23 protein-coding genes are annotated in these 20,258 nt (G+C 62.7%); 18 read left to right on the plus strand and 5 right to left on the minus strand.

All coding sequences use genetic code 11. The features are described from left to right. Positions 1 to 17 precede the first annotated feature (17 nt). A complete protein-coding gene (locus tag FX984_RS22830) occupies positions 18 to 923 on the minus strand; it encodes a LysR family transcriptional regulator (protein ID WP_027604285.1) in 906 nt (301 codons plus the stop codon). Positions 924 to 1,030: 107 nt separating this feature from the next. Between FX984_RS22830 and FX984_RS22835 the strand changes: the two genes are divergently transcribed. Both FX984_RS22835 and FX984_RS22840 read left to right on the plus strand, forming a co-directional pair. After that, on the plus strand, positions 1,031 to 1,894 hold the full coding sequence (locus FX984_RS22835; RefSeq protein ID WP_092487952.1) for an MBL fold metallo-hydrolase: 864 nt from the start codon (positions 1,031 to 1,033) through the stop codon (positions 1,892 to 1,894). 34 nt (positions 1,895 to 1,928) lie between these two features. After that, positions 1,929 to 2,543, plus strand: a complete 615-nt coding sequence (locus tag FX984_RS22840) for an NAD(P)-dependent oxidoreductase (RefSeq protein WP_146475779.1) — start codon at positions 1,929 to 1,931, stop codon at positions 2,541 to 2,543. Between the two features lie 48 nt (positions 2,544 to 2,591). On the opposite strand, the gene FX984_RS22845 is transcribed toward FX984_RS22840, so the two are convergent. Further along, the gene (locus FX984_RS22845; RefSeq protein WP_027604288.1) at positions 2,592 to 3,464 is read right to left on the minus strand and encodes a LysR substrate-binding domain-containing protein; all 873 of its coding nucleotides are present in this window, start codon (positions 3,462 to 3,464) and stop codon (positions 2,592 to 2,594) included. Positions 3,465 to 3,575: 111 nt separating this feature from the next. Here FX984_RS22845 and FX984_RS22850 point away from each other — a divergent pair, with 111 nt between their 5' ends. From FX984_RS22850 to FX984_RS22865, 4 genes are all read left to right on the plus strand, one after another. Next, positions 3,576 to 5,201: a 5-guanidino-2-oxopentanoate decarboxylase gene (locus FX984_RS22850; protein WP_146475780.1), complete on the plus strand. Its 1,626-nt coding sequence runs from the start codon at positions 3,576 to 3,578 to the stop codon at positions 5,199 to 5,201. After that, the gene (locus tag FX984_RS22855) at positions 5,198 to 6,640 is read left to right on the plus strand and encodes an aldehyde dehydrogenase family protein (protein ID WP_092356602.1); all 1,443 of its coding nucleotides are present in this window, start codon (positions 5,198 to 5,200) and stop codon (positions 6,638 to 6,640) included. Before FX984_RS22850 ends, FX984_RS22855 begins: the two co-directional genes overlap by 4 nt. 266 nt (positions 6,641 to 6,906) lie before the next feature. Next, positions 6,907 to 8,094, plus strand: coding sequence for a cyanate transporter (locus FX984_RS22860; protein ID WP_092356599.1), 1,188 nt, complete (start codon positions 6,907 to 6,909; stop codon positions 8,092 to 8,094). Between the two features lie 137 nt (positions 8,095 to 8,231). After that, a complete protein-coding gene (locus FX984_RS22865) occupies positions 8,232 to 9,167 on the plus strand; it encodes a LysR family transcriptional regulator (RefSeq protein WP_027604292.1) in 936 nt (311 codons plus the stop codon). A 15-nt stretch (positions 9,168 to 9,182) separates the two neighbouring features. On the opposite strand, the gene FX984_RS22870 is transcribed toward FX984_RS22865, so the two are convergent. Together FX984_RS22870 and FX984_RS22875 are read right to left on the minus strand one after the other, a co-directional pair. Beyond that, on the minus strand, positions 9,183 to 9,545 hold the full coding sequence (locus FX984_RS22870; protein WP_092356593.1) for a 5-carboxymethyl-2-hydroxymuconate Delta-isomerase: 363 nt from the start codon (positions 9,543 to 9,545) through the stop codon (positions 9,183 to 9,185). Between the two features lie 55 nt (positions 9,546 to 9,600). Further along, positions 9,601 to 10,524 carry a LysR substrate-binding domain-containing protein gene (locus tag FX984_RS22875; RefSeq protein ID WP_092356590.1) on the minus strand — a complete coding sequence of 308 codons (924 nt, stop codon included), beginning with the start codon at positions 10,522 to 10,524 and terminating at the stop codon, positions 9,601 to 9,603. Between the two features lie 127 nt (positions 10,525 to 10,651). On the opposite strand from FX984_RS22875, the gene FX984_RS22880 reads away from it, so the two are divergent. Both FX984_RS22880 and FX984_RS22885 read left to right on the plus strand, forming a co-directional pair. Beyond that, on the plus strand, positions 10,652 to 10,831 hold the full coding sequence (locus FX984_RS22880) for a hypothetical protein (protein ID WP_027604295.1): 180 nt from the start codon (positions 10,652 to 10,654) through the stop codon (positions 10,829 to 10,831). A gap of 84 nt (positions 10,832 to 10,915) precedes the next feature. Further along, positions 10,916 to 11,413, plus strand: coding sequence for a hypothetical protein (locus FX984_RS22885; protein WP_051429319.1), 498 nt, complete (start codon positions 10,916 to 10,918; stop codon positions 11,411 to 11,413). On the opposite strand, the gene FX984_RS32520 is transcribed toward FX984_RS22885, so the two are convergent. Continuing rightward, entirely contained in the window at positions 11,414 to 11,557 is a 144-nt protein-coding gene (locus FX984_RS32520) for a hypothetical protein (RefSeq protein ID WP_162844254.1), read from the minus strand. It abuts the gene before it with no gap. A gap of 196 nt (positions 11,558 to 11,753) precedes the next feature. Between FX984_RS32520 and tcuC the strand changes: the two genes are divergently transcribed. The 10 genes from tcuC to FX984_RS22935 all read left to right on the plus strand — a co-directional run bounded on the left by tcuC (position 11,754) and on the right by FX984_RS22935 (position 20,252). Further along, positions 11,754 to 13,058 (plus strand): MFS transporter, encoded by a 1,305-nt coding sequence (gene tcuC, locus FX984_RS22890; protein ID WP_027604296.1) that lies wholly within the window; start codon positions 11,754 to 11,756, stop codon positions 13,056 to 13,058. Continuing rightward, entirely contained in the window at positions 13,058 to 13,816 is a 759-nt protein-coding gene (locus FX984_RS22895) for a substrate-binding domain-containing protein (RefSeq protein ID WP_065938903.1), read from the plus strand. Before tcuC ends, FX984_RS22895 begins: the two co-directional genes overlap by 1 nt. Positions 13,817 to 14,115: 299 nt before the next feature. Then, a complete protein-coding gene (locus FX984_RS22900) occupies positions 14,116 to 14,967 on the plus strand; it encodes an STAS domain-containing protein (protein WP_146475781.1) in 852 nt (283 codons plus the stop codon). Between the two features lie 2 nt (positions 14,968 to 14,969). Further along, a complete protein-coding gene (locus FX984_RS22905) occupies positions 14,970 to 15,332 on the plus strand; it encodes an STAS domain-containing protein (protein WP_065938902.1) in 363 nt (120 codons plus the stop codon). Next, positions 15,329 to 15,733, plus strand: coding sequence for an ATP-binding protein (locus FX984_RS22910; protein WP_027604300.1), 405 nt, complete (start codon positions 15,329 to 15,331; stop codon positions 15,731 to 15,733). The genes FX984_RS22905 and FX984_RS22910 overlap by 4 nt, the downstream gene beginning before the upstream one ends. Continuing rightward, a complete protein-coding gene (locus FX984_RS22915) occupies positions 15,724 to 16,731 on the plus strand; it encodes an ATP-binding protein (RefSeq protein ID WP_146475782.1) in 1,008 nt (335 codons plus the stop codon). Before FX984_RS22910 ends, FX984_RS22915 begins: the two co-directional genes overlap by 10 nt. After that, positions 16,724 to 17,587, plus strand: coding sequence for a sensor histidine kinase (locus FX984_RS22920; RefSeq protein WP_027604302.1), 864 nt, complete (start codon positions 16,724 to 16,726; stop codon positions 17,585 to 17,587). Before FX984_RS22915 ends, FX984_RS22920 begins: the two co-directional genes overlap by 8 nt. Further along, positions 17,577 to 19,511: a response regulator gene (locus FX984_RS22925; RefSeq protein ID WP_027604303.1), complete on the plus strand. Its 1,935-nt coding sequence runs from the start codon at positions 17,577 to 17,579 to the stop codon at positions 19,509 to 19,511. Before FX984_RS22920 ends, FX984_RS22925 begins: the two co-directional genes overlap by 11 nt. 248 nt (positions 19,512 to 19,759) lie before the next feature. Then, positions 19,760 to 19,972, plus strand: a complete 213-nt coding sequence (locus FX984_RS22930) for a cold-shock protein (RefSeq protein ID WP_027604304.1) — start codon at positions 19,760 to 19,762, stop codon at positions 19,970 to 19,972. Positions 19,973 to 20,039: 67 nt separating this feature from the next. Next, positions 20,040 to 20,252: a cold-shock protein gene (locus FX984_RS22935; RefSeq protein WP_027604305.1), complete on the plus strand. Its 213-nt coding sequence runs from the start codon at positions 20,040 to 20,042 to the stop codon at positions 20,250 to 20,252. Positions 20,253 to 20,258 lie beyond the last annotated feature (6 nt).

Here is a 20,258-nt window from a genome sequence, read left to right on the forward strand (position 1 = left end):
AACAGGGTTATGTCGCCTTAGAGCCCCCTATCCCACACCGGCTGCTCGGGGAACCTCACCACCAGGAAATCCAGCAGGCTGCGCAACGCCGATGGCATGTGTTTGCGCGACGCATAGACCGCGTAGATGTTCATCTGCCGGGGTTCGGCCTCGGGTAGCAGACGTACCAGTTCACCACGGCGAATGTGATCGCCGGCCTGGTAGCTGGGCAGCATCGCCACACCCGCGCCGGCCAGCGTCACGCGTAACAACGTACTGGCTTCGTTAGCGGTGATATTGCCGTGCACCGGCACCGACACGTGCTCGCCGTGCTCCTCGAAATGCCACAGGCTTTTGCCGAAGTACGAATGGGTCAGGCAGTTGTGCCGGGCCAGGTCCTCGACTTTCTGCGGCGCCGGGTGCTCCAACAGGTAGGCCGGGGTTGCGCACACCACGGAGCGACAGACCGTCAGGCGCCGGGCGATCAGGTTGGGGTCCAGGTCGTTGCTGGTGCGGATGGCCAGGTCGATGCGCTCATCCACCAGGTTCACCGTGCGGTCGAGCATTTGCAGGTCAATGGTCACCAAGGGGTAGCGCTTGACGTACTCGGCAATGGCCTCGGCCAATTGCGCCTGGCCGAACGAGGTGCTGACACTCAGGCGCAACAGGCCACGGGGCGCATTATCAGGCTCACTGACGGCGGCCTGCATATCGCCGCACAACTCCAGGAGTTGCCGACAGCGTGGCAGGGTTTCGCCACCGGCCGCCGTAAGGCTGAGTTTGCGCGTGGTGCGGTGCAACAGGCGCGCGCCGACCCAGTCTTCCAACTCGGCCAGGTAACGCGACACCACCGGGCGCGACAGGTCCAGATGATCGGCGGCGGCGGACTGGCTGCCCAGGTCCACCACCGTGACAAACACGCGCATTGCTTGAAGACGATCCATGATTTGCCCGATTTCAGAAACAAACTATGTCCCAGCATCGCATTTTTAGTTCGGTTTAGTGCAACTAAGCTCTGTGCATCCTTTGAATCCACTGCTGGAGCTGCCCGATGTTCTCAACCCTCAAGCGCTTGACCTTCACCGCTGCCTTGGCGTTTGCCGGCCATGCAGCGGCGGCCGACCTGACCCTGGATGTCTACAACCCAGGCGAGGCGGCGATCTTCCCGGTCAGCTCGGTGCTGGTCAGCGGCGCCAAAGACGCGATCCTCGTGGACGCACAATTCGGCAAAGGCCAGGCCGAGCAACTGGTGCAGAAGATCCGCGCCAGCGGCAAACACCTGACCACCATCTACATCAGCCACGGCGACCCGGATTACTACTTCGGCCTCGACACCCTGACGGCCGCGTTCCCCGACGCCAAGGTCCTGGCACCGCAACCGGTGGTCGACCATATCAACGCCACCGTGGCCGGCAAACTTGAGTTCTGGGGCCCGAAAATGGGTGCCGACAAACCGGGCAAAACCATCGTGCCCCAGGTGCTGCAAGGCCACAGCCTGACCCTTGAAGGGCAGCAACTGGAGGTGATCGGCCTGGATGGCCCGCAGCCGGACCGCAGCTTCGTGTGGATCCCGTCGATCAAGGCCGTGGTCGGGGGTGTGGTGGTCGCGCAAAACATTCACCTGTGGATGGCCGACACCCAAAGCGCGCAATCCCATAAAGACTGGCTTGCGACCCTGCAACGCATCGAACAGCTGAAACCTCGCACGGTGATTCCGGGCCACTACCTGGGCACGCCATCGCCGCAATCCGTGGCCTTTACTGCCGACTACATCAAGGCCTTCGACGTAGAAACCGCCAAGGCCAAGGACGCCGCCGCCCTGATCGCGGCCATGAAAAAGCGCTACCCCACCCTCGCCGACGAAAGCTCGCTGGAACTCAGCGCCAAAGTCGCCAAGGGCGAAATGAAGTGGTGAATGGCTTTAAACCCTGACCGTACTGGAGAACATCATGAGCAAGATCGCAATCATTGGGGCCACCGGCCGTGCCGGCAGCCAATTGCTGGAAGAAGCCCTGCGTCGTGGGCATAGCGTGGTGGCTATCGCGCGTAACACCGACAAGCTGGCCGTACGCCCCGGCGTCACCGTCAAGCAGGTTGATGCACTGGATGCCAATGCCCTGGAACAAGCCATCAGCGGCAGCGATGTGGTGATCAGCGCGGCACATTTCGCCACGCTGCCCGCCAGCGCTGTGATCGGCCCGGTGAAAAAAGCCGGGGTGAAACGCCTGCTGGTGGTGGGTGGCGCCGGTTCGTTGCTGCTGCCCGGTGGCGAGCGGGTGATCGACAGCGCGGGCTTCCCTGCCGAATACAAGGCCGAAGCCAGTGCAGGCGCCGAGTTTCTTGACGTGCTGCGTCAGGAAAAGGACCTGGATTGGACGTTCCTGTCGCCGTCGGCCTTGTTCGATGGCACCGAACGCACCGGTAAATTCCGCCTGGGCCAGGATGATTTGCTGGTGAGCAGTGACGGTAGCAGCTCGATCAGCTTTGCCGACTACGCCATCGCCATGCTCGATGAAGTGGAAGCACCGAAGCACTCGCGCCAGCGCTTCACCGTCGGCTACTGACACCTGTGGGAGGGGGCTTGCCCCCTCCCACATTTGGACCTCCAGCGCCTACGACTGTCGTGCCTGGCTCACCAACCAGTCCATCAACGCTTCAAGCCCTGCCGACGGCACCGTCCCCGGCGGATACACCAGGTAGTACCCCTTCCCCGTCGGCACGCGCAGTTCAAACGGCATCGCCAAGCGCCCCGCCTTGAGATCCTCGCCCATCAACGCACTGTCGCCCATCGCCACCCCGGAGCCCTGGGAGGCCACGTTCATCGCCAAGTCCAACGTTTCGAAATGATGCCCCTGGCTCAAGTTGCTCAACCGCGTATCCGCCGCCTTGAGCCACCGCGCCCAATCGCGCTCGTCCCGGGTGGGGTGCAACAGCACCTGTTGCTGCAAGTCCGCCGGGGTGTGCAAACCGGCGAGCAGCGCGGGGGCGCAGACCGGGGTGAGTTGCTCATCGAACAAGTGCCGCGCCTCGGCCGATTGCTCGGCGATGGGCGCATAGATCACCGCCGCGTCGAATTGCTCGCGACGAAAATCCACGCTGTAGGCCACGGTGGTGGTGAGTTCCACCGGCACGTCCGGGCGCTCCCGCTGCCATTGCATCAGACGCGGCAACAACCAGCGCATGACACAGGTGGAGGCCTTGATTTGCAGGGTCTGGCGGCGATTGCCGATCTGTTCCAGCGCGTCACCGAGCAGGCCAAACACCTGCTGCACCCGTTGCGACCACTCGCGACCTTCTTCGGTCAGGCTCAACCCCCGTGCCTGGCGCTGGAACAAGGCGTAGCCCAAATGGCTCTCCAGGCCGGCGATCTGCCGGCTCACCGCGCCTTGGGTGATGTGCAGTTGCTCGGCGGCGCGGGTGAAGTTGCAGCACTGGGCCGTGACCCAGAAGGTATGCAGCGCGGGCAGGGGCGGAAGGCGTTTCATATGGGCGCAGCCATGACGTGAGGACATGGCTAGTATGACTTTTTATCGATTGTTGCCGCTACGGGCCAACCGGTCCAATACCGCCACGATTCCATAACAAGAGCGACACCTATGGCGACCTGCGGCGAAGTATTGGTCAACCTCCTGGAACGCTACGGCGTGGACCAGGTGTTTGGTATCCCCGGCGTGCACACCGTGGAGCTGTATCGCGGCCTGGCCCGCTCGAGCATCCGCCACGTCACCCCGCGCCACGAACAGGGCGCCGGCTTTATGGCCGACGGCTACGCGCGCACCCGTGGCAAGCCGGGCGTATGTTTCATCATCACCGGCCCGGGCATGACCAATATCACCACCGCCATGGGCCAGGCCTATGCCGACTCGATCCCGATGCTGGTGATTTCCAGCGTGCAATCGCGCAGCCAATTGGGTGGTGGGCGCGGCAAGCTGCATGAGCTGCCGAACCAAGGCGCGATGATGGCCGGGGTGGCGGCGTTCTCCCATACCTTGATGTCGGCAGCGGAGCTGCCCGCGGTGCTGGCGCGGGCGTTTGCGTTGTTCCAGGCCGGCAGGCCGCGCCCGGTGCATATCGAGATTCCGTTGGATGTGCTGGTGGAAAACGCCGATGCACTGCTGGGCAGTCAACCGGTCAGCATCGCCCGTGCCGGTGCGGCACCGGCGGCAGTCAAGCAGATGAGCCAGTTGCTCGCCGCCGCCAAACGCCCGCTGATCCTGGCCGGTGGCGGCGCGATTGAGGCGGCCGCCGAATTGACTCGCCTGGCCGAAACCCTCGGCGCGCCGGTGGCCCTGACCATCAATGCGAAGGGCATGCTGCCTTCCGAGCATCCGCTGCTGATCGGCTCCACCCAGTCCCTGGTCGCTACCCGCGCGCTGGTGGCCGAGGCCGATGTGGTGCTGGCCATCGGCACCGAGCTGGCCGAGACCGACTACGACGTGACCTTCGCCGGTGGCTTCGAGATACCCGGCGCGCTGCTGCGCATCGATATCGACCCCGACCAGACCGTGCGCAATTACCCGCCGCACCTCGCACTGGTGGCCGATGCGCAGATCGCCACCGATGCCTTGCTGACCGACTTGAACCGCACGCCGCTGGGCCCCCGCCACACCGACTGGGGCGCTCAGCGCGTCGCCCGGTTGTGGGCCGAACTGGTCCCCACCTGGGACGCCGCCACCCGCGCGCAAACCCTGTTCCTCAATACGGTGCTGGAAGCACTGCCGGGCGCCGTGCTGGTGGGCGACTCGACCCAACCGGTGTACAGCGGCAACCTGACCCTGAACCTCGACCACCCGCGCCGCTGGTTCAACTCCTCCACCGGCTACGGCACCCTGGGCTACGCCCTGCCGGCCGCCATCGGCGCCTGGTTGGGCCGTGGCGATGGGCAACCGGTGGTGTGTTTGATCGGTGACGGCGGGCTGCAATTCACCCTGCCGGAACTGGCCAGCGCAGTGGAAGCGCGCACGCCGATCATCGTGCTGCTGTGGAATAACCAGGGGTATGAAGAGATCAAGAAATACATGCTCAACCGCGCCATCGAACCGGTCGGCGTAGACATCTACACCCCGGATTTTATCGGCGTGGCCAAGGCCCTCGGCAGTGCTGCCGACAGCGCTCACAGCGTTGCACAGCTGCGCAACGCCTTGCGCGCCGCCGCCGATCGCCCAGGGCCGACGCTGATTGAGATCGACCAGGACCTATGGATGAAGGAGACAGCGGTATGAGCGCAGTAGTGAACGGTGTGTATATCGACGGCGCATGGCGTGCCGGCCATGACGTGCTGGAGGTGATCAACCCGGCCACCGAGGCGACCCTGGCCCGCGTCAGCGTCGGCGATGGGCAGGCCGTGACCCAGGCCGTGGATGCAGCCAGCGCGGCCTTTATCGACTGGTCGAAAAGTAGCGGCCGTGATCGCGCCAGCCTGCTGCGCAAAATCGCCCAAGGCGTCAGCGCGCAGCGCGAACAGTTGATGCACCTGCAATCGAGCAACAACGGCAAGCCGCTGTTTGAAGCCGGCATCGATGTGGACGATGTGATCGCCACGTTCGAGTACTACGCCGGTATCGCCGACGACATGGACGCCGGCCAGGACCGCCCGGTGGCGCTGCCCAGCGATGACTTCAGCGCGCGCCTGCGCCGTGAGCCGTGCGGCGTGGTGGGGCTGATCGTGCCGTGGAATTTCCCGATGGTCACCACCGCCTGGAAACTCGCCCCGGCCCTTGCCGCCGGTTGCTGCGTGGTACTCAAGCCCTCGGAAGTAACGCCATTGGCGGAGTTGCAGTTGGCGCAAATCATCGCTGACGCGGGCTGCCCGGCGGGGGTGTTCAACCTGGTCTGCGGCACCGGGGTGGCCGTTGGCGCACCGCTGGCGGCAGACCGTCGCGTGACGAAGATTTCCTTCACCGGCAGCAACGCCGTGGGGGTGCAGGTGATGCAACGTGCAGCGGAAACCATCAAGGGCGTGAGCCTGGAATTGGGCGGTAAATCTTCGCTGCTGGTACTGGCGGATGCCGACCTCGACCTGGCGGTGGAGCTGGCGTGTGGCGGTGGCTTTTTCAACGCCGGGCAAATGTGTTCCGCCACCAGCCGCGTGCTGGTGGCCGACAGCCTGGCGGATGAATTCCTGCAACGCTTGCAGGCACGGGCTGAAGCAATTCGCGTCGCCGACCCATTTGCCGACGACGTGGAAATGGGCGCGTTGATCAACCGCGTGCAGTATCAGCGGGTGCTGGGGCATATCCAACGGGGCGTCGAGGCTGGCGCGCGATTGGTGTGTGGCGGCGAACGCCCGGCGAACCTGGCGAAGGGCTACTTCATTCGCCCGACGGTGTTTACCGACGTGCCATTGGACAGTGCGTTGTGGAACGAAGAAATCTTCGGCCCGGTGCTGTGTGTACGGGCTTTTGCCACTGAGCAAGAGGCCATTGCCCTGGCCAACGACAGCGATTTCGGCCTGGTGGCCAGCGTGGTCAGCCATAGCGTCGAGACCACCGAGCGCGTGGCGAATGCCTTGCAGGCCGGGCTGGTGTGGATCAACTCACCGCAGGTGATCTTCCCGCAGACCGCATGGGGCGGTTACAAGCAGAGCAGTATCGGCCGTGAGCTGGGCCCGTGGGGGCTGGCGGCGTTTCAGGAGATCAAGCATGTGATCCGGTCTATCTGACGACGCAGAACAAATATGGGAGGGAGCTTGCACCTAATGCCAGTCAGTTAAGGAGGAACACTGTAACTGTGGTGAGCGGGCTTGCCACAGGTTACTGTTTGACCGTTCTATCTCTTAACTGATCGGCATTAGGGCTTGCCCGCTCTCACACTTTGACTTGCGGTGTTTCAGTTAACCGCAATTTTTAGATAGCCCCTGCGACTTTCTCATTTGCCCCCCTCCCCCCTGCGTGGCCTGATTCACCCTTGTTCACTCAAGGCAGGCCCATGGAAAACGTTCAGGCAAAACCCACCACCGCCGTATGGCTGATGATCAGCGTCGTGCTGGTCGCCCTTAACCTGCGGCCGTCGATGGCCGCCGTGGGGCCGTTGTTGTCGTCGATTCGCGGCGAGGTGCCGTTGAGTTTCAGCAGCGCGGCGTTGCTGACCATGTTGCCGGTCATGGCCATGGGCCTGGCGATGTTCTTTGGCATGGGCCTGGCCAAGCGCGTTGGCGAGCACCGCAGCATTGTGCTGTCACTGCTGGTGATTGGCGTGGCGACGCTGTCGCGATTGTTCCTGGATTCGGCCCTGGAATTGATCGTCAGCGCCATTGCCGCCGGTGTGGGCATCGCCATGATCCAGGCGTTGATGCCGGCCCTGATCAAGTCGCGGTTCAGCGACAACGTTTCGCTGTTCATGGGCCTCTACGTCACCGCCATCATGGGCGGCGCGGCGCTGGCGGCAGCGTTCTCCCCCTTCGTGCAGGTGCAGACCGGCAGTTGGCGCATCGGCCTGGCGATCTGGGGGTTTCTGGCGTTGCTGGCCCTGGTGTTCTGGTACGCCCAGCGCTCGGTGTTGCCACCGTTGCCCCAAGCCACCGCCGGTCCTCAGGAATCGTTTTTCGGCAACGGCCGCGCCTGGTTGCTGGCGATCTTTTTCGGCCTCGGTACGGCGTCCTACACCTGCGTGCTGGCGTGGCTGGCGCCGTACTACGTTGAGCAAGGCTGGAGCGAACAGAATGCCGGTTTGTTGCTGGGATTCCTGACCGCGATGGAGGTGGTGTCCGGCCTGGTGACGCCGGCCATCGCCAACCGCCGCCGGGATAAACGCGGGGTGGTGGCGGTGTTGCTGGGGCTGATCATCCTGGGGTTCTGCGGCCTGATCCTCAGCCCGCAACACCTCAGTCTGCTGTGGCCGTGCCTGCTGGGCCTGGGTATCGGCGGGTTGTTCCCGATGAGCCTGATCCTGTCCCTCGACCACCTCGACAACCCGCGCCGCGCAGGGGGCCTTACCGCATTCGTGCAGGGCATCGGCTACCTGATTGCCGGCCTGTCGCCGCTGATCGCCGGGATGATCCGCGACCAGCTGGGCAGCTTCGAATGGGCCTGGTGGTCGTTGACGGCGGTGGTCGTGGTGATGCTGCTGATCGTCACGCGCTTCAACCCAAGGCATTACGCAGAACACATTCGCTGACGTCGTGTTGTAAACAGTATTTGTCTCACGACAAACATAGAAACGCCCTACAGAGCTTTCTATTGGTACGGCCGTTCCGTTAAGCTTTCGCGCTGTCTTGTACTGACTTCGGTACATGGGGTTTACGGACGAAACCGATGTTAAACAGTAACTTGCTCAGAAAACTCGATATGCAGGACTTGATGGTGTTTATCGCCGTCTATGACCAGAGCAGCGTTACCGACGTGTCAGAAACGCTGTTCGTCAGCCAGTCCACCGTGAGCTACAGCCTGAAGAAACTGCGGACCAGTTTTGAAGACGAACTGTTTATCAACACCCGGGCGGGCATGCGGCCTACGTACAAGGCCACTACCATGTACGCCCATGTGCAGAAGATCCTCGAAAGCATCAACCTGTGCCACGCCGGTGGCCAGGCCTTCGACCCGACCCAGAAGGCCGTGACCTTCAATGTCTGCGCGCCGGAGTACTTCGAACAACTGATCCTGCCGCGCCTGTTGAAGCATTTCGACCGCGCCGACCTGCCGGTGATCGTCAATGTGCAGAAACTGGAAGCCGACATCCCCGCCGACGACCTGCGCGAGGGCCGCCTGGACCTGGTGATCTGCTTCGGACCGCACTTTCACCGCGCCCATAAAGACTTCAAGACCCAGATGCTGCTGGAGGACGATCTGGTGTGCGTCTTCGATAAACGCTCGGCACCGCGCGAGCCGGCATTCAGCCTGCAATCATTCGTCGAGCGGCGCCACGTGTTCCCTACGCCATGGACTTCCGACACCAACATGATCGACGGCTGGCTGGCGCGCCAGGCCCACAAGCGCCAGGTGATCGCCCGCGCCAACAGCTACAGCGCGGCGCTGAAGATGATCACCGGCACCGACTTCATCGTCACCCTGCCGCGCCGCGTGCAGAAACTGCTGGCACCGGCGACGGTGTTCGGCCACTGCGAGGCCCCCAACGGGTTGCCGGGGTTCACCCTGGATATGCAGTGGAATGAAAGCAGTGAACAGGACAGTGCCAATACCTGGTTTCGTGAACAGGTGGTGAAGGTGTGTGCGGATCAGGGATTACTCTGACTTCTGTGGCGAGGGTTAGCCGATCGCGACTTTGCTGTAGGAATCGCGATCCATGTCGACCAGTTGGACACTGAGTTGAACCTGCAGATCCGCCGGCCAGTCGCCCAGATCCTGCAACGCTGCCAGCAGGCTTTGCGACAATTGCTGCTTGACCTGCGGCGACCGCCCGCTGAGCAGCGACAGCTTCACCGCGATGAAAGCGCGTGGGTTGAGGGAGGTGCCGACCTGAAAACTCTCGAGCTTCACGGCGCGGCTTTTGATATCGAACTCGGAACCGAACTGCCCGGACGCCATCAGCACATTGTTGAGCCGCAACAGGGTTTTCTCGACGGCCAGGTTTGTCAGGTTGGCGGTGTATTCCAAGTGCAGGTGTGGCATGGATGACTCCGAGTCATTCGTAGGAAAGTCTGTAGATATAGCACGGATAAAAGCCTCAGGCCTTGTTCGCCTGACCTCGATCGCTCATGAACGCTTCCAGCCGCGAACGCACCCAGCGTTCGGCCGGGTCGGTGTCCACATGACTGAGCCAGACCATGGACAAATCCAGGGTCGGCGTCTCGAACGGAAACGGCTCGCAGAACAGGTTGCCCGACACCGCCATGGCCTCGGCGGTGTAGTCCGGCAGGCTGGCGATCAGGTCGGTCCCGGCCAGCAGCGCGGGCAATGCGCTGTATTGCGGCACCGACAACACCACATGGCGCTTGCGGCCGATTTCCGCCAGCCACTCATCGGCAAACCCGGACACGTTGGCGGTGTGGGACACCAGCACATGGGGGCGCGAGCAATATTCATCGAGGGTCAGCGGGGTGTCCGAGGCATCGGCGCGCAGCAGTCGCGGACGAATGTGGCGCAGCAGCTTGCGCTTGGCATTCGCCGGCAGGCCACGGGTCTGGGTGATGCCGACGGTAATATCGCCGGACGCCAGCAGATCGGGAATCCGCCAATAGTCCACGTGCTGCACCACGAACACCACCTGCGGCGCTTCCTGGCGCAAGGCGCGCAACAACGGTGGCAACAGGCCGAACTCGACGTCGTCGGACAGGCCGATGCGAAAGGTCATGGTGCTGATGGATGGGTCGAAATCGTGGGTCAGGCTCAAGGCCGACGACAGTGAGTCCAGGGCGGGCGACAGGTGCTGGATGATTTCCTCGGCGCGCGCGGTAGGTTCCATGCGATGGCCGACGCGAATGAACAGCGGGTCGTTGAACAGGGTGCGCAGACGGTTGAGGGCCGAACTGATGGTCGGCTGGCCGAGAAACAGCTTCTCGGCCACCCGCGTCACATTGCGCTCGAGCATCAGTGCTTCGAAGACCACCATCAGGTTGATGTCGGCCTTGCGTAATTCATTGCGATTCATCGGCGCCTGCCCCTAGCCCAAGACAAGCCGCAGTTTAGAAAGCCGGGCCGGCCGCGTCTATGTGCACACTGTTCATCACGCGGCTTTGGGACTATAAACAGCGCTCGAACGTCGCAGGAACACTCCCGTGCTGGTCATTTTTGGCCTGGCCATTCTGGTGGCCGGGCTCTGCCTCTGGCTTATCCGCTTTGTCACCCGCCCCACCGCCCGCACCTTGTTGCGGGTGTTCGTCGGCCTGTGCCTGGCAGCAGTGGTGGCGTACCTGGTGCTGGCCTCGGGTTTTCCAGTTTCGTTGCTGGTTTCATAACGCCCCCTCTTTGAACTGGATGCTATTGCCTTGATAAACAGCCGCAACATCGCACTACCGCTGTTACTGGCCGGATGTACCGCCATGACGCCCTACAAGGCACCGCTCGAAGGCCCGCGCGCGCAGCTCAAAAGTGAGTTGAGCACCCACGCCAGCTACAACGAATGGCTGTCTGTCAGCGTTTCGACGGATCATGAATGCCTGCAAGGCAGGGTGGGAACGCCGAGTAAGGAAACCGCACTGTTTGCGGTGCACAGCAGCACTTCGCGCCCCGACGGTTACGTGGACATCGCCGCCGACCAACCGCTGCATTTGATCGTGTCGGGCCTGGCGAGCGCCGGCCGGCGCTGTGTGATTGAGTTCAACACCCAGTTCGCCGCCCAGGGACGCTACCTGCTCAAAGGCGGGATTGCCGACGCCGACAGTGGGTGGTGTCGCGTTAAGGTGATCAATGCCGATACCGGCGCCGCGCTGGCGGAATTCGAAACCCCGACCCAGGTAACACCCGACCCCACGGAGAGCCCTTCGTGGAGGCAGTTCATGGCCCGTCAAGGGTGCTTTTTGGCTCCGGCCGAACATTGATCAGGGCTTGAGCGGACGCTCCTGATCCCGCTCGGACAGCTCAGTGCCGTCGTCCGGGTGCTTCCAGGTCTGGGGTTTTTCCTCTTCATGTCGCCGGGGTTGCTCATGCTCCGGCTCATCTTGGCGCTTCGGTTCATTGCCCATAGCCATCTCCCTTCCGTAAGAATGGGTCATACCTTCCAGCATAGAACAGAGCGGGATCTTTGACAGGCACGCAAATTCATAACCAACAGACATTAATCAATCCATATTTTTCACTTTTCATTTCTAAATGTGTCAGCCACTATCCTCGATCTTACGCGAAACAAGCATTTAAAAAGAACGCTGGAGACACAAACCCATGACTAGCCCTTCCCGGCCCGATTCTGCCCGTTCGAAAGTAGGTGCGGTATTCCGCGTTACTTCGGGCAACTTCCTTGAACAATTCGACTTCTTTCTGTTCGGCTTCTACGCCACCTACATCGCTGCCGCGTTCTTCCCTGCCGCCAATGAATTTGCGTCATTAATGATGACCTTCGCCGTGTTCGGCGCGGGCTTCCTGATGCGCCCACTGGGCGCCATCATCCTCGGCGCTTATATCGATGACGTCGGTCGCCGCAAAGGGTTGATCGTGACCTTGTCGATCATGGCCAGCGGCACGCTGTTGATCGTGCTGGTGCCGGGCTATCACACCATTGGCCTGTGGGCCCCGCTGCTGGTGCTGGTGGGCCGCTTGCTGCAAGGCTTTTCGGCCGGTGCGGAGCTGGGCGGTGTGTCGGTGTACCTGTCTGAAATGGCCACCCCAGGCCGCAAGGGGTTCTACACCAGTTGGCAATCGGGCAGCCAACAGATCTCCATCGTGGTCGCCGCCGCCCTGGGCTATGGCTTGAACGTGTGGATGGAACCGGCGGTGGTTGCCGATTGGGGCTGGCGCATTCCGTTCGCCATCGGTTGCGTGATCATCCCCTTTATCTTTGTGTTGCGTCGCAACCTGCAGGAAACCGAAGAATTCGCCAACCGCAAGCATCGCCCGACCATGCGCGAGGTGCTGGCCACACTGGTGAAAAACTGGACCGTGGTCATCGGCGGCATGCTGATGGTGGCCATGACCACCACCGCGTTCTACCTGATCACCGTGTACGCGCCGACCTTCGGCAAGACCGTGCTGCAACTGAGCACCTCCGACGCCCTGCTGGTGACCTTGCTGGTGGCGGTGTCGAACTTTGTCTGGCTGCCGATCGGCGGCACCCTGAGCGACCGCTTCGGCCGCAAGCCGGTGCTGATCGCCATGACCGCGTTGACGGTGCTCACGGCTTATCCGGCGCTGTCCTACGTGGTGAATGCACCGAGCTTCGCCCATATGCTGGAGACGCTGCTGTGGTTCTCGTTCCTGTACGGCATGTACAACGGCGCGATGATCCCCGCCCTCACGGAAATCATGCCGGTGGAAGTGCGCGTGGCGGGCTTCTCCCTGGCCTACAGCCTGGCGACCGCGATCTTCGGTGGGTTTACCCCGGCGATCTCCACCTGGTTTATTCACATCACTGAAGACAAGGCCTCGCCGGCCTATTGGATGATGTTCGCTGCGTTGTGCGCGCTGTGTTCGACCCTGGCGCTGTATCGTCGCGCCAACGCACGCGGGCAGGTGATGCAGGGGGCGGCGTGATGAAGTCTCTGTTCAAGACCCTGGCGGCCCTGGCCCTCGGTGCCCTGGCGCTGACGGCCCAGGCCGAGGAACTCAAGGTGATGACCTCCGGTGGCTTCACCGCCGCCTATAAACTGCTGGGCCCGCAATACGCCCAGCACAGCGGCGACACCCTCGATACCGTCCTCGGCCCGTCCATGGGCAAGGCGCCGGAAGCGATTCCCAACCGCCTGGCCCGTGGTGAACATGCCGACGTGGTGATCATGGTCGGCTATGCCCTGGATGACTTGATCAAACAAGGCAAGGTCGACCCGGCGTCCCGCGTGGAACTGGCGGATTCGCGCATCGGCCTGGTGGTGAAGGCAGGTGCGACCAAACCCGCGATCGGCACCGATGCCGAACTCAAGGCCGTACTGAGCAAGGCCAAGTCCGTGGCGTATTCGGACAGCGCCAGCGGTGTGTATGTCGAGAAAGAGCTGTTCAAGAAGCTCGGCATGCCCGCCAAAGGCACCATGATCGAACGCCTCCCGGTGGCCGAACAGGTCGCCAAGGGCGATTACGAGGTGGGCTTGCAGCAGGTGGCGGAGTTATTGCCGGTGCCGGGTGTGACGTACGTCGGCAAGATCCCGGAAGACGTGCAATCGGTGACGCGCTTTGCGGCGGGCATTCCGGTCAATGCCGAACACCCTGCACAGGCCAAGGCCTTGTTGCAGTTCCTGGCCTCGCCCCAGGCACAACCGGTGGTGCAATCCACCGGCCTGGACTCGGTGGCACGCTGACCGAAACGGTATCTCCCTCCCCCACCGCTCCAATTCCAGCGCCGCCGACGGCCAGTTCCGTCCGCGGCGTTTGGTCACCTCACCTGCGGTTCCACCCACGGCACACTCAGCCAAATGGGTTGCTCCGACGCCGCTGTCGCGATCGACGGCAGCATCGACCCCCATCCCGCCTCCACCCGCCCGAAGCGCCCGGTCCACAGGGCTTGAGGCAAATGAACGAAAACCTTCGAAACAATTCAAAGCACTTCAATTTAGTATAAATTGCATGCCACTCAACAAGGCATTCAAGGAGGTTTCCCGTGGCAACTCTGCAAGCTCACACCATCCAGGCACTGCACACCCATCGCCCGACCCTGCTGACCGAATGGGTTGCCAGCCTTGAAGCTTCGGGGGCCACGCGTAACGTCAAGGCCGAAGACACCCGGCAGCAGGCCAACGACTTCCTCAACCTGCTCATCGCGGCGCTGCAGCAAGGCGGTTCCCAGCCGGTCAACCATGAAAACTGGGCAGAAACCCGGGTATTCCTGGAAAAGCTCTCCCACAGCCGCGCCCTGGTCGGCCAGGACTCGCAACAGACCGCCAGCTTTATCTTTGCCCTCAAGGGCCCGCTGTTCGCCCTGCTGCAACGGGAGTACGCCGAACAACCGACGCAACTGGCCGAACAACTCTGGGAAATCTCCGAGCTGCTTGACGCGCTGGGCATGCACACCATCCGTACGTTCCAGAAATCCCGTGAGTCGGTGATCAAGCGCCAGCAGGAAGAATTGCTGGAACTGTCCACCCCGGTGGTCAAGCTGTGGGACGGCGTGCTGGCCCTGCCGATGATCGGCACCCTGGATTCGCAACGCACCCAGGTGGTCATGGAGTCCCTGCTGCAGCGCATCGTCGACACTGGCTCGGAAATCGCCATCATCGACATCACCGGCGTACCCACCGTGGACACCCTGGTAGCCCAGCACCTGTTGAAAACCGTTACGGCCATCCGCCTCATGGGGGCCGACTGCATCATCAGCGGCGTGCGTCCGCAGATCGCCCAGACCATCGTGCACCTGGGCCTCGACCTGCAAGGCGTGGTGACCAAGGCCAACCTGGCGGATGCCTTGGCGCTGGCCCTGAAACGCCTGGGCGTCACCATCAGCAAGGCTCTTTAAGCATGGAACGTATCCCTATTTTGCAGATGGGCGAATTCCTGCTCGTGACGATCCAGGTCGACATGCATGACCAGCTCGCGCTGACGCTGCAGGACGACCTGTCCGAGCGCATCAGCCGTACATCGGCCCGGGGCGTGCTGATCGACATTTCGGCGCTGGACATGGTCGACTCGTTTATCGGCCGCATGATCGGCACCATTTCCGGCCTGTCGCGCATCATGGATGCCCAGACCGTGCTGGTAGGCATGCAGCCGGCCGTGGCGATCACGCTGGTGGAACTGGGCATGACCCTGCCGGGCGTGGCCACCGCGTTGAACGTCGAGCGCGGCATGCAACTGTTGCGTGACCGGGTAGACCACTCATGACCCAGGCCAGCAGTGGCACTCACCCGGTGCTCATCGAACAGGACGTAGTGCTGGCCCGACAATTGGTGCGCAAGCTGGCCCAGGAATGCGGCATGCGCCTGATCGACCTGACCAAACTGGTCACCGCCGTCAGTGAGCTGGCGCGCAACACCGTGGTGTACGGCGGCGGCGGCCATATGGATTGGGCCGTGGTCGAAAAAGACCACCGCCCAGGCCTGCGCCTGACCTTTCGCGACGAAGGGCCGGGCATCCCCGACCTCAAGTTGGCGATGACCGACGGCTGGACCTCCGGCAGCGGCCTGGGCCTGGGCCTGACCGGCGCCAAGCGGTTGGTGGACGAGTTTGAACTGGACACCGCACCCGGCCAGGGCACCCGCGTGACGATTACCCGATGGGCCTGAATATTCCCAGTGCCCTGACCCAGGTGTTGTTGATCGAGGATGTCAGCCAGATCGGCCATGCCCGACGCACCGCGCAACAGTTGGCCGAACAATCGGGTTTCGACGAGACCGATGCCGGCCGCGTGGCACTGGTGGCCACCGAGCTGGCCAGCAATATCCTCAAGCATGCCGCCCATGGCCAATTGCATCTGCGCCTCACGGGTAACCAGGGCGTGGAGCTGATCGCCGTGGACCGTGGCCAGGGCTTTGACCTGGACAGTTGCCTGGTGGACGGTTTTTCCACCGGCGGCACCCAGGGCATCGGCATGGGCGCCATTTCGCGTGTGGCCCAGGTGTTCGACGTGTACGCCGATCAGCGCGGAACGGCGATGCTGGCGCGCCTGTATCCACGGGCATCGGCCAGCAAAGATATCCGCTACGGCGTCAGCCAGCATTCCCTGCACGACGACCCGGCCTGCGGCGATGCCTGGCACCTGGTGATCGAACCCGGCCGGTTCAGCGTGATGGTAGCCGACGGCCTGGGCCATGGCAGCGAAGCCGAACGCGCGGCGCAGGCCGGCGAAGCGGTGTTTGCCCAAGACGCCTTCTTCGACGCAGGCGAGCTGTTCAACGACCTGCATATCGGCATGAACGGCACCCGCGGCGCAGCCGTGGCCGTGGCGCAGTACGATGCCACGGCAGACAGCCTGCGCTTTACCGGGGTGGGCAATATCGGCGCCAGCCTGATCGGCCCCGGCAAGTCCCGCGGGCTGGCGTCCCATCCGGGGATCGTCGGCGTGCAGTTTCGCAAGGCGCAGCCCTTCGACTACGCTCAAGTGGGCGGCCAGATGCTGATCCTCTACAGCGACGGCCTGCAGTCACGCTGGAACCTGGCGGACTATCCCGGGCTTTCCCATCGCCACCCTGCCCTGATCGCCGCCGTCCTGCACCGTGATTTCTGTCGCGGCCGGGATGACGTTACCGTCTTTGTGATTGCCCTGGAGGCCATCGATGGCTGACACCACCGTTTCGCTTGAGGAGCAAGTGCGAACGCTTCGCCTGGAAGCCGATGCACTGCGCGCCGAACTGGACGAAACCAACCAGGGCGTATTGGCACTCTATGCCGAGCTGGATACCCAGGCCGACCAACTGCGCCAGGCGTCGGACCTGAAAAGCCGTTTCCTGTCGTACATGAGCCATGAATTCCGCACGCCCCTGGGCTCGATCCTGAGCATCACCAGTCTGTTGGCCGACGAACTCGACGGTCCCCTGAGCCCTGAGCAGCACACACAGGTCGGGTTTATCCGCAGCTCGGCACGCGAACTGCGCGAAATGGTCGACGACCTGCTGGACCTGGCCAAGATCGAGGCCGGGCGCATCACGATCTCGCCGGCCTGGTTCGACATGTTCGATCTGTTCTCGGCGTTGCGCGGGATGTTCCGCCCGATCGTCGATGCGACGTCGGTGGACTTGATCTTCGAAGAGCCGATCGGCTTGCCCAAGCTGTACACCGATGACAAGAAGCTCGCGCAGATCCTGCGCAACTTCATTTCCAACGCCCTGAAGTTCACGGTGCAAGGTGAAGTGCGAGTGTCGGCGCAAAGAGTGGGTGATCAGGAAATCCGCTTTGCCGTGCACGACACCGGCCTGGGCATTCCGGCCGAATTGCACAGCAACCTGTTCGAAGACTTTTCCCAGATCGATTCGCCGCTGCAAAAACGCCTGCGCGGCACCGGCCTGGGGCTGTCGCTGTGCAAACGCTTTGCCGAGTTGCTCGGCGGCCGCGTCGGCGTGGAAAGTACCCCAGGCGTGGGCTCGATGTTCTTCGTGATCATTCCTCTCTCTATTCCTGGCGGGCTTGTTGATGAACCGTGACATCCAACTGCTGATCGTCGACGACAACGCGGCGACCCGCTATGCCCTGCGCCGGCGCCTGGAGAACCATGACTACCGCGTGCTCGAGGCCGGCACCGGCCAGGAAGGGCTGGACCTGATCGCCAGCCAAAAGATCGACGGGCTGATCCTCGACGTCAACCTACCGGACATGAGCGGCTTCGACATCGTACGCGGGCTGCGCGCCGATCCGGTCACGGCCTTGCTGCCGGTGGTGCACGTGTCGGCCGCCTCCATCGAGACCGGCGATATCATCACCGGCCTGGATGCCGGGGCCGATGCCTACCTGATCCACCCCATCGACCCCGATGTGCTGCTGGCGACCCTGCGGACCTTGCTGCGGGTGCGCGACACCGAATATGCGCTGCGCGAGAGCGAGGCACGCTTTCGCGAAATATTCTTCAATATCAGCGCACCGATTGCGGTCATGGATGCGCAGCTCAAGGTCCACGAATGTAACCACGCCTTCGCCCAATTGATTCACGACAACCTCAACCCCGACGCCCTGCTGGAGTGCTTCGCCGCCGATCAACTCGGCGTGCTCCAGGAACTGTGCCAGCGCCTGGCTGCCGGCGAGCGCTGGAAGGGCACCCTGCACATGAAGGTCGACGGTCAGTTGCGCGAGACCGAATGGCAGGTTTCGCCCTACCGCAGCGCCGAATTGAGCCTGGTGTTTGTCGAAGACGTCACCGAGCACCGCCACCGCGAGCGGCACCAACAGGCCGAGCTGGCCAACGCCGCCACCCAGTTGGCACGTACCGAGGCGCAACTGTTGCAGGCGCAGAAGATGGATGCCCTGGGCAAGCTCACCGGCGGCATTGCCCATGACTTCAACAACCTGCTGACCGGGATCATCACCAGCCTGGAGCTGATCAAGAAACGCATCGAGACCCAGCGCACCGACAAGGTCATGGCCTATGCCGATGCAGCGTTGAGCTCGGCCCTCAGCGCCGCCGGCCTGACCAACCGCCTGCTCGCCTTCGCCCGCCAGCAGCCGCTGGACACACGGCCGATCGATATCAACGCGCATATCCGCTCCCTGGAAGAACTGCTGGTACGCACCATCGGTGAACATATCGCGCTGAAGCTGGAGCTGACCCACAACCCTGCCGTGGCGATGGTCGATCCGATCCAGCTGGAAAGTGCGGTGCTGAACCTGGTGATCAACGCCCGCGACGCGCTGCCCAAGGGCGGCACTGTCTGGGTGACGACTTACCCGGCCTACTCCAGTGGCAACCTGAAACTGGAAAACGGCGCCTACATCGCCCTGTCGGTGCGGGACAACGGGGTGGGCATCGAACACAGCGTCATCGACAAAGTCTTCGACCCTTTCTTCACCACCAAGCCGCTGGGCCAGGGCACCGGGCTGGGCCTGTCGACCATCTACGGGTTTGCCCGCCAGTCCGGCGGCGATGCACAGATCCGCAGCGTGACCCGCCAGGGCACCGAAGTGACCATCATGCTTCCCGCCGCCAGCGGGCCTGCCAGCATCGTGACCAAGCCTCTGGCCGCACCCGGCCAGAGCCAGGGCGAACATGTGCTGGTCGTCGAAGACATGCCTTCGGTGCGCAGCTTTGTCGCCGAAATCCTGGCCGACGCCGGCTACCGTTGCAGCCTGGCCGCCAATGGTGACGAAGCGGTGGTCTGCCTGCGCAGCGACCCGAGCATCAACCTGTTGTTGACCGACGTCGGCCTGCCCTTTATGACCGGGCGCGAACTGGCAGACGTGGCACGCGAGATCCGCCACACCTTGCCGATCCTGTTCATGACCGGCTACGCGGAAAATGCCGCGAACCGGCAAAGTTTCCTCGGCGAAGGCATGGATCTGATTTCCAAGCCGTTTCACATCGATGAGTTGCTGGAAAAGATCCGTCGTGGGCTGGATGGGACGGCAGGCGAGCGTTAGAAGGGACAGGGGCACCACGCCAAAAGGCACCTGCCTGGTGCCCGAAGGCGGCGAAAACCGAATGCCCGCGCGGCGCGAAAACCCACGGTAAAACGAAGCAGTATCGCGCAACGGCACAGGCGGCGAACCTGTCAGGAATGACAGTACCGCTGGTCCCGTGGCGCGTTGACGAGCAGCGGCTTCGGGACTTTGCTTATGGTTACCGCGACGAATCTGCAGCGGGGCACACCGGTTCGAGGACAGGAAGAATGAGCGACAGACAGAACGGCACAGTGAAGTGGTTCAACGATGAAAAGGGTTACGGATTCATCACGCCGGAGAGCGGCCCCGACCTGTTCGTCCACTTCAGGGCAATCGAGGGCAACGGGTTCAAAACATTGAAGGAGGGCCAGAAGGTCACCTTTGAAGCCGTACAGGGCCAGAAAGGCATGCAGGCCGATAAAGTCCAAATCGTGTCCTGACCCGCTTGATGCCCGCAGACATACCTGCCCCGACGGGCCACCTATTGCACTGGAAAGGAGAACGGCCATGCCCAGGAAAACTCCACAGACTGCAATCTCCATCAGCAGCAAGACTGCCGCCTACGATGAGCAGGACATTTTCTTTCGCAGTGCCACCACCGCCCAGGGCGGACGGCGGCTGCGCGAGGGGCAGACGGTCACCTACGAATTGGTCAGGGGCCCGGGCGGCGACTGGCAGGCCGTCAATATCGAGATCGTGGACGAGTCGACACTGAACTAGCCCGCG

It is taken from the genome of Pseudomonas marginalis (assembly GCF_008692035.1).
GTDB classification, from domain to species: Bacteria; Pseudomonadota; Gammaproteobacteria; order Pseudomonadales; family Pseudomonadaceae; genus Aquipseudomonas; species Aquipseudomonas marginalis.

Coding starts and splice junctions, on each gene's coding strand:
- FX984_RS22845 (WP_027604288.1), bottom strand. CDS start 3,464: ATGAAACGCCTTCCGCCCCTGCCCGCGCTGCATACCTTCTGGGTCACG.
- FX984_RS22935 (WP_027604305.1), top strand. CDS start 20,040: ATGCCCAGGAAAACTCCACAGACTGCAATCTCCATCAGCAGCAAGACT.
- FX984_RS22860 (WP_092356599.1), top strand. CDS start 6,907: ATGGAAAACGTTCAGGCAAAACCCACCACCGCCGTATGGCTGATGATC.
- FX984_RS22910 (WP_027604300.1), top strand. CDS start 15,329: ATGACCCAGGCCAGCAGTGGCACTCACCCGGTGCTCATCGAACAGGAC.
- FX984_RS22905 (WP_065938902.1), top strand. CDS start 14,970: ATGGAACGTATCCCTATTTTGCAGATGGGCGAATTCCTGCTCGTGACG.
- FX984_RS22835 (WP_092487952.1), top strand. CDS start 1,031: ATGTTCTCAACCCTCAAGCGCTTGACCTTCACCGCTGCCTTGGCGTTT.
- FX984_RS22870 (WP_092356593.1), bottom strand. CDS start 9,545: ATGCCACACCTGCACTTGGAATACACCGCCAACCTGACAAACCTGGCC.
- FX984_RS22830 (WP_027604285.1), bottom strand. CDS start 923: ATGGATCGTCTTCAAGCAATGCGCGTGTTTGTCACGGTGGTGGACCTG.
- FX984_RS22875 (WP_092356590.1), bottom strand. CDS start 10,524: ATGAATCGCAATGAATTACGCAAGGCCGACATCAACCTGATGGTGGTC.
- FX984_RS32520 (WP_162844254.1), bottom strand. CDS start 11,557: ATGGGCAATGAACCGAAGCGCCAAGATGAGCCGGAGCATGAGCAACCC.
- FX984_RS22895 (WP_065938903.1), top strand. CDS start 13,058: ATGAAGTCTCTGTTCAAGACCCTGGCGGCCCTGGCCCTCGGTGCCCTG.
- FX984_RS22885 (WP_051429319.1), top strand. CDS start 10,916: ATGACGCCCTACAAGGCACCGCTCGAAGGCCCGCGCGCGCAGCTCAAA.
- FX984_RS22925 (WP_027604303.1), top strand. CDS start 17,577: ATGAACCGTGACATCCAACTGCTGATCGTCGACGACAACGCGGCGACC.
- tcuC (WP_027604296.1), top strand. CDS start 11,754: ATGACTAGCCCTTCCCGGCCCGATTCTGCCCGTTCGAAAGTAGGTGCG.
- FX984_RS22855 (WP_092356602.1), top strand. CDS start 5,198: ATGAGCGCAGTAGTGAACGGTGTGTATATCGACGGCGCATGGCGTGCC.
- FX984_RS22915 (WP_146475782.1), top strand. CDS start 15,724: ATGGGCCTGAATATTCCCAGTGCCCTGACCCAGGTGTTGTTGATCGAG.
- FX984_RS22920 (WP_027604302.1), top strand. CDS start 16,724: ATGGCTGACACCACCGTTTCGCTTGAGGAGCAAGTGCGAACGCTTCGC.
- FX984_RS22865 (WP_027604292.1), top strand. CDS start 8,232: ATGTTAAACAGTAACTTGCTCAGAAAACTCGATATGCAGGACTTGATG.
- FX984_RS22930 (WP_027604304.1), top strand. CDS start 19,760: ATGAGCGACAGACAGAACGGCACAGTGAAGTGGTTCAACGATGAAAAG.
- FX984_RS22850 (WP_146475780.1), top strand. CDS start 3,576: ATGGCGACCTGCGGCGAAGTATTGGTCAACCTCCTGGAACGCTACGGC.
- FX984_RS22840 (WP_146475779.1), top strand. CDS start 1,929: ATGAGCAAGATCGCAATCATTGGGGCCACCGGCCGTGCCGGCAGCCAA.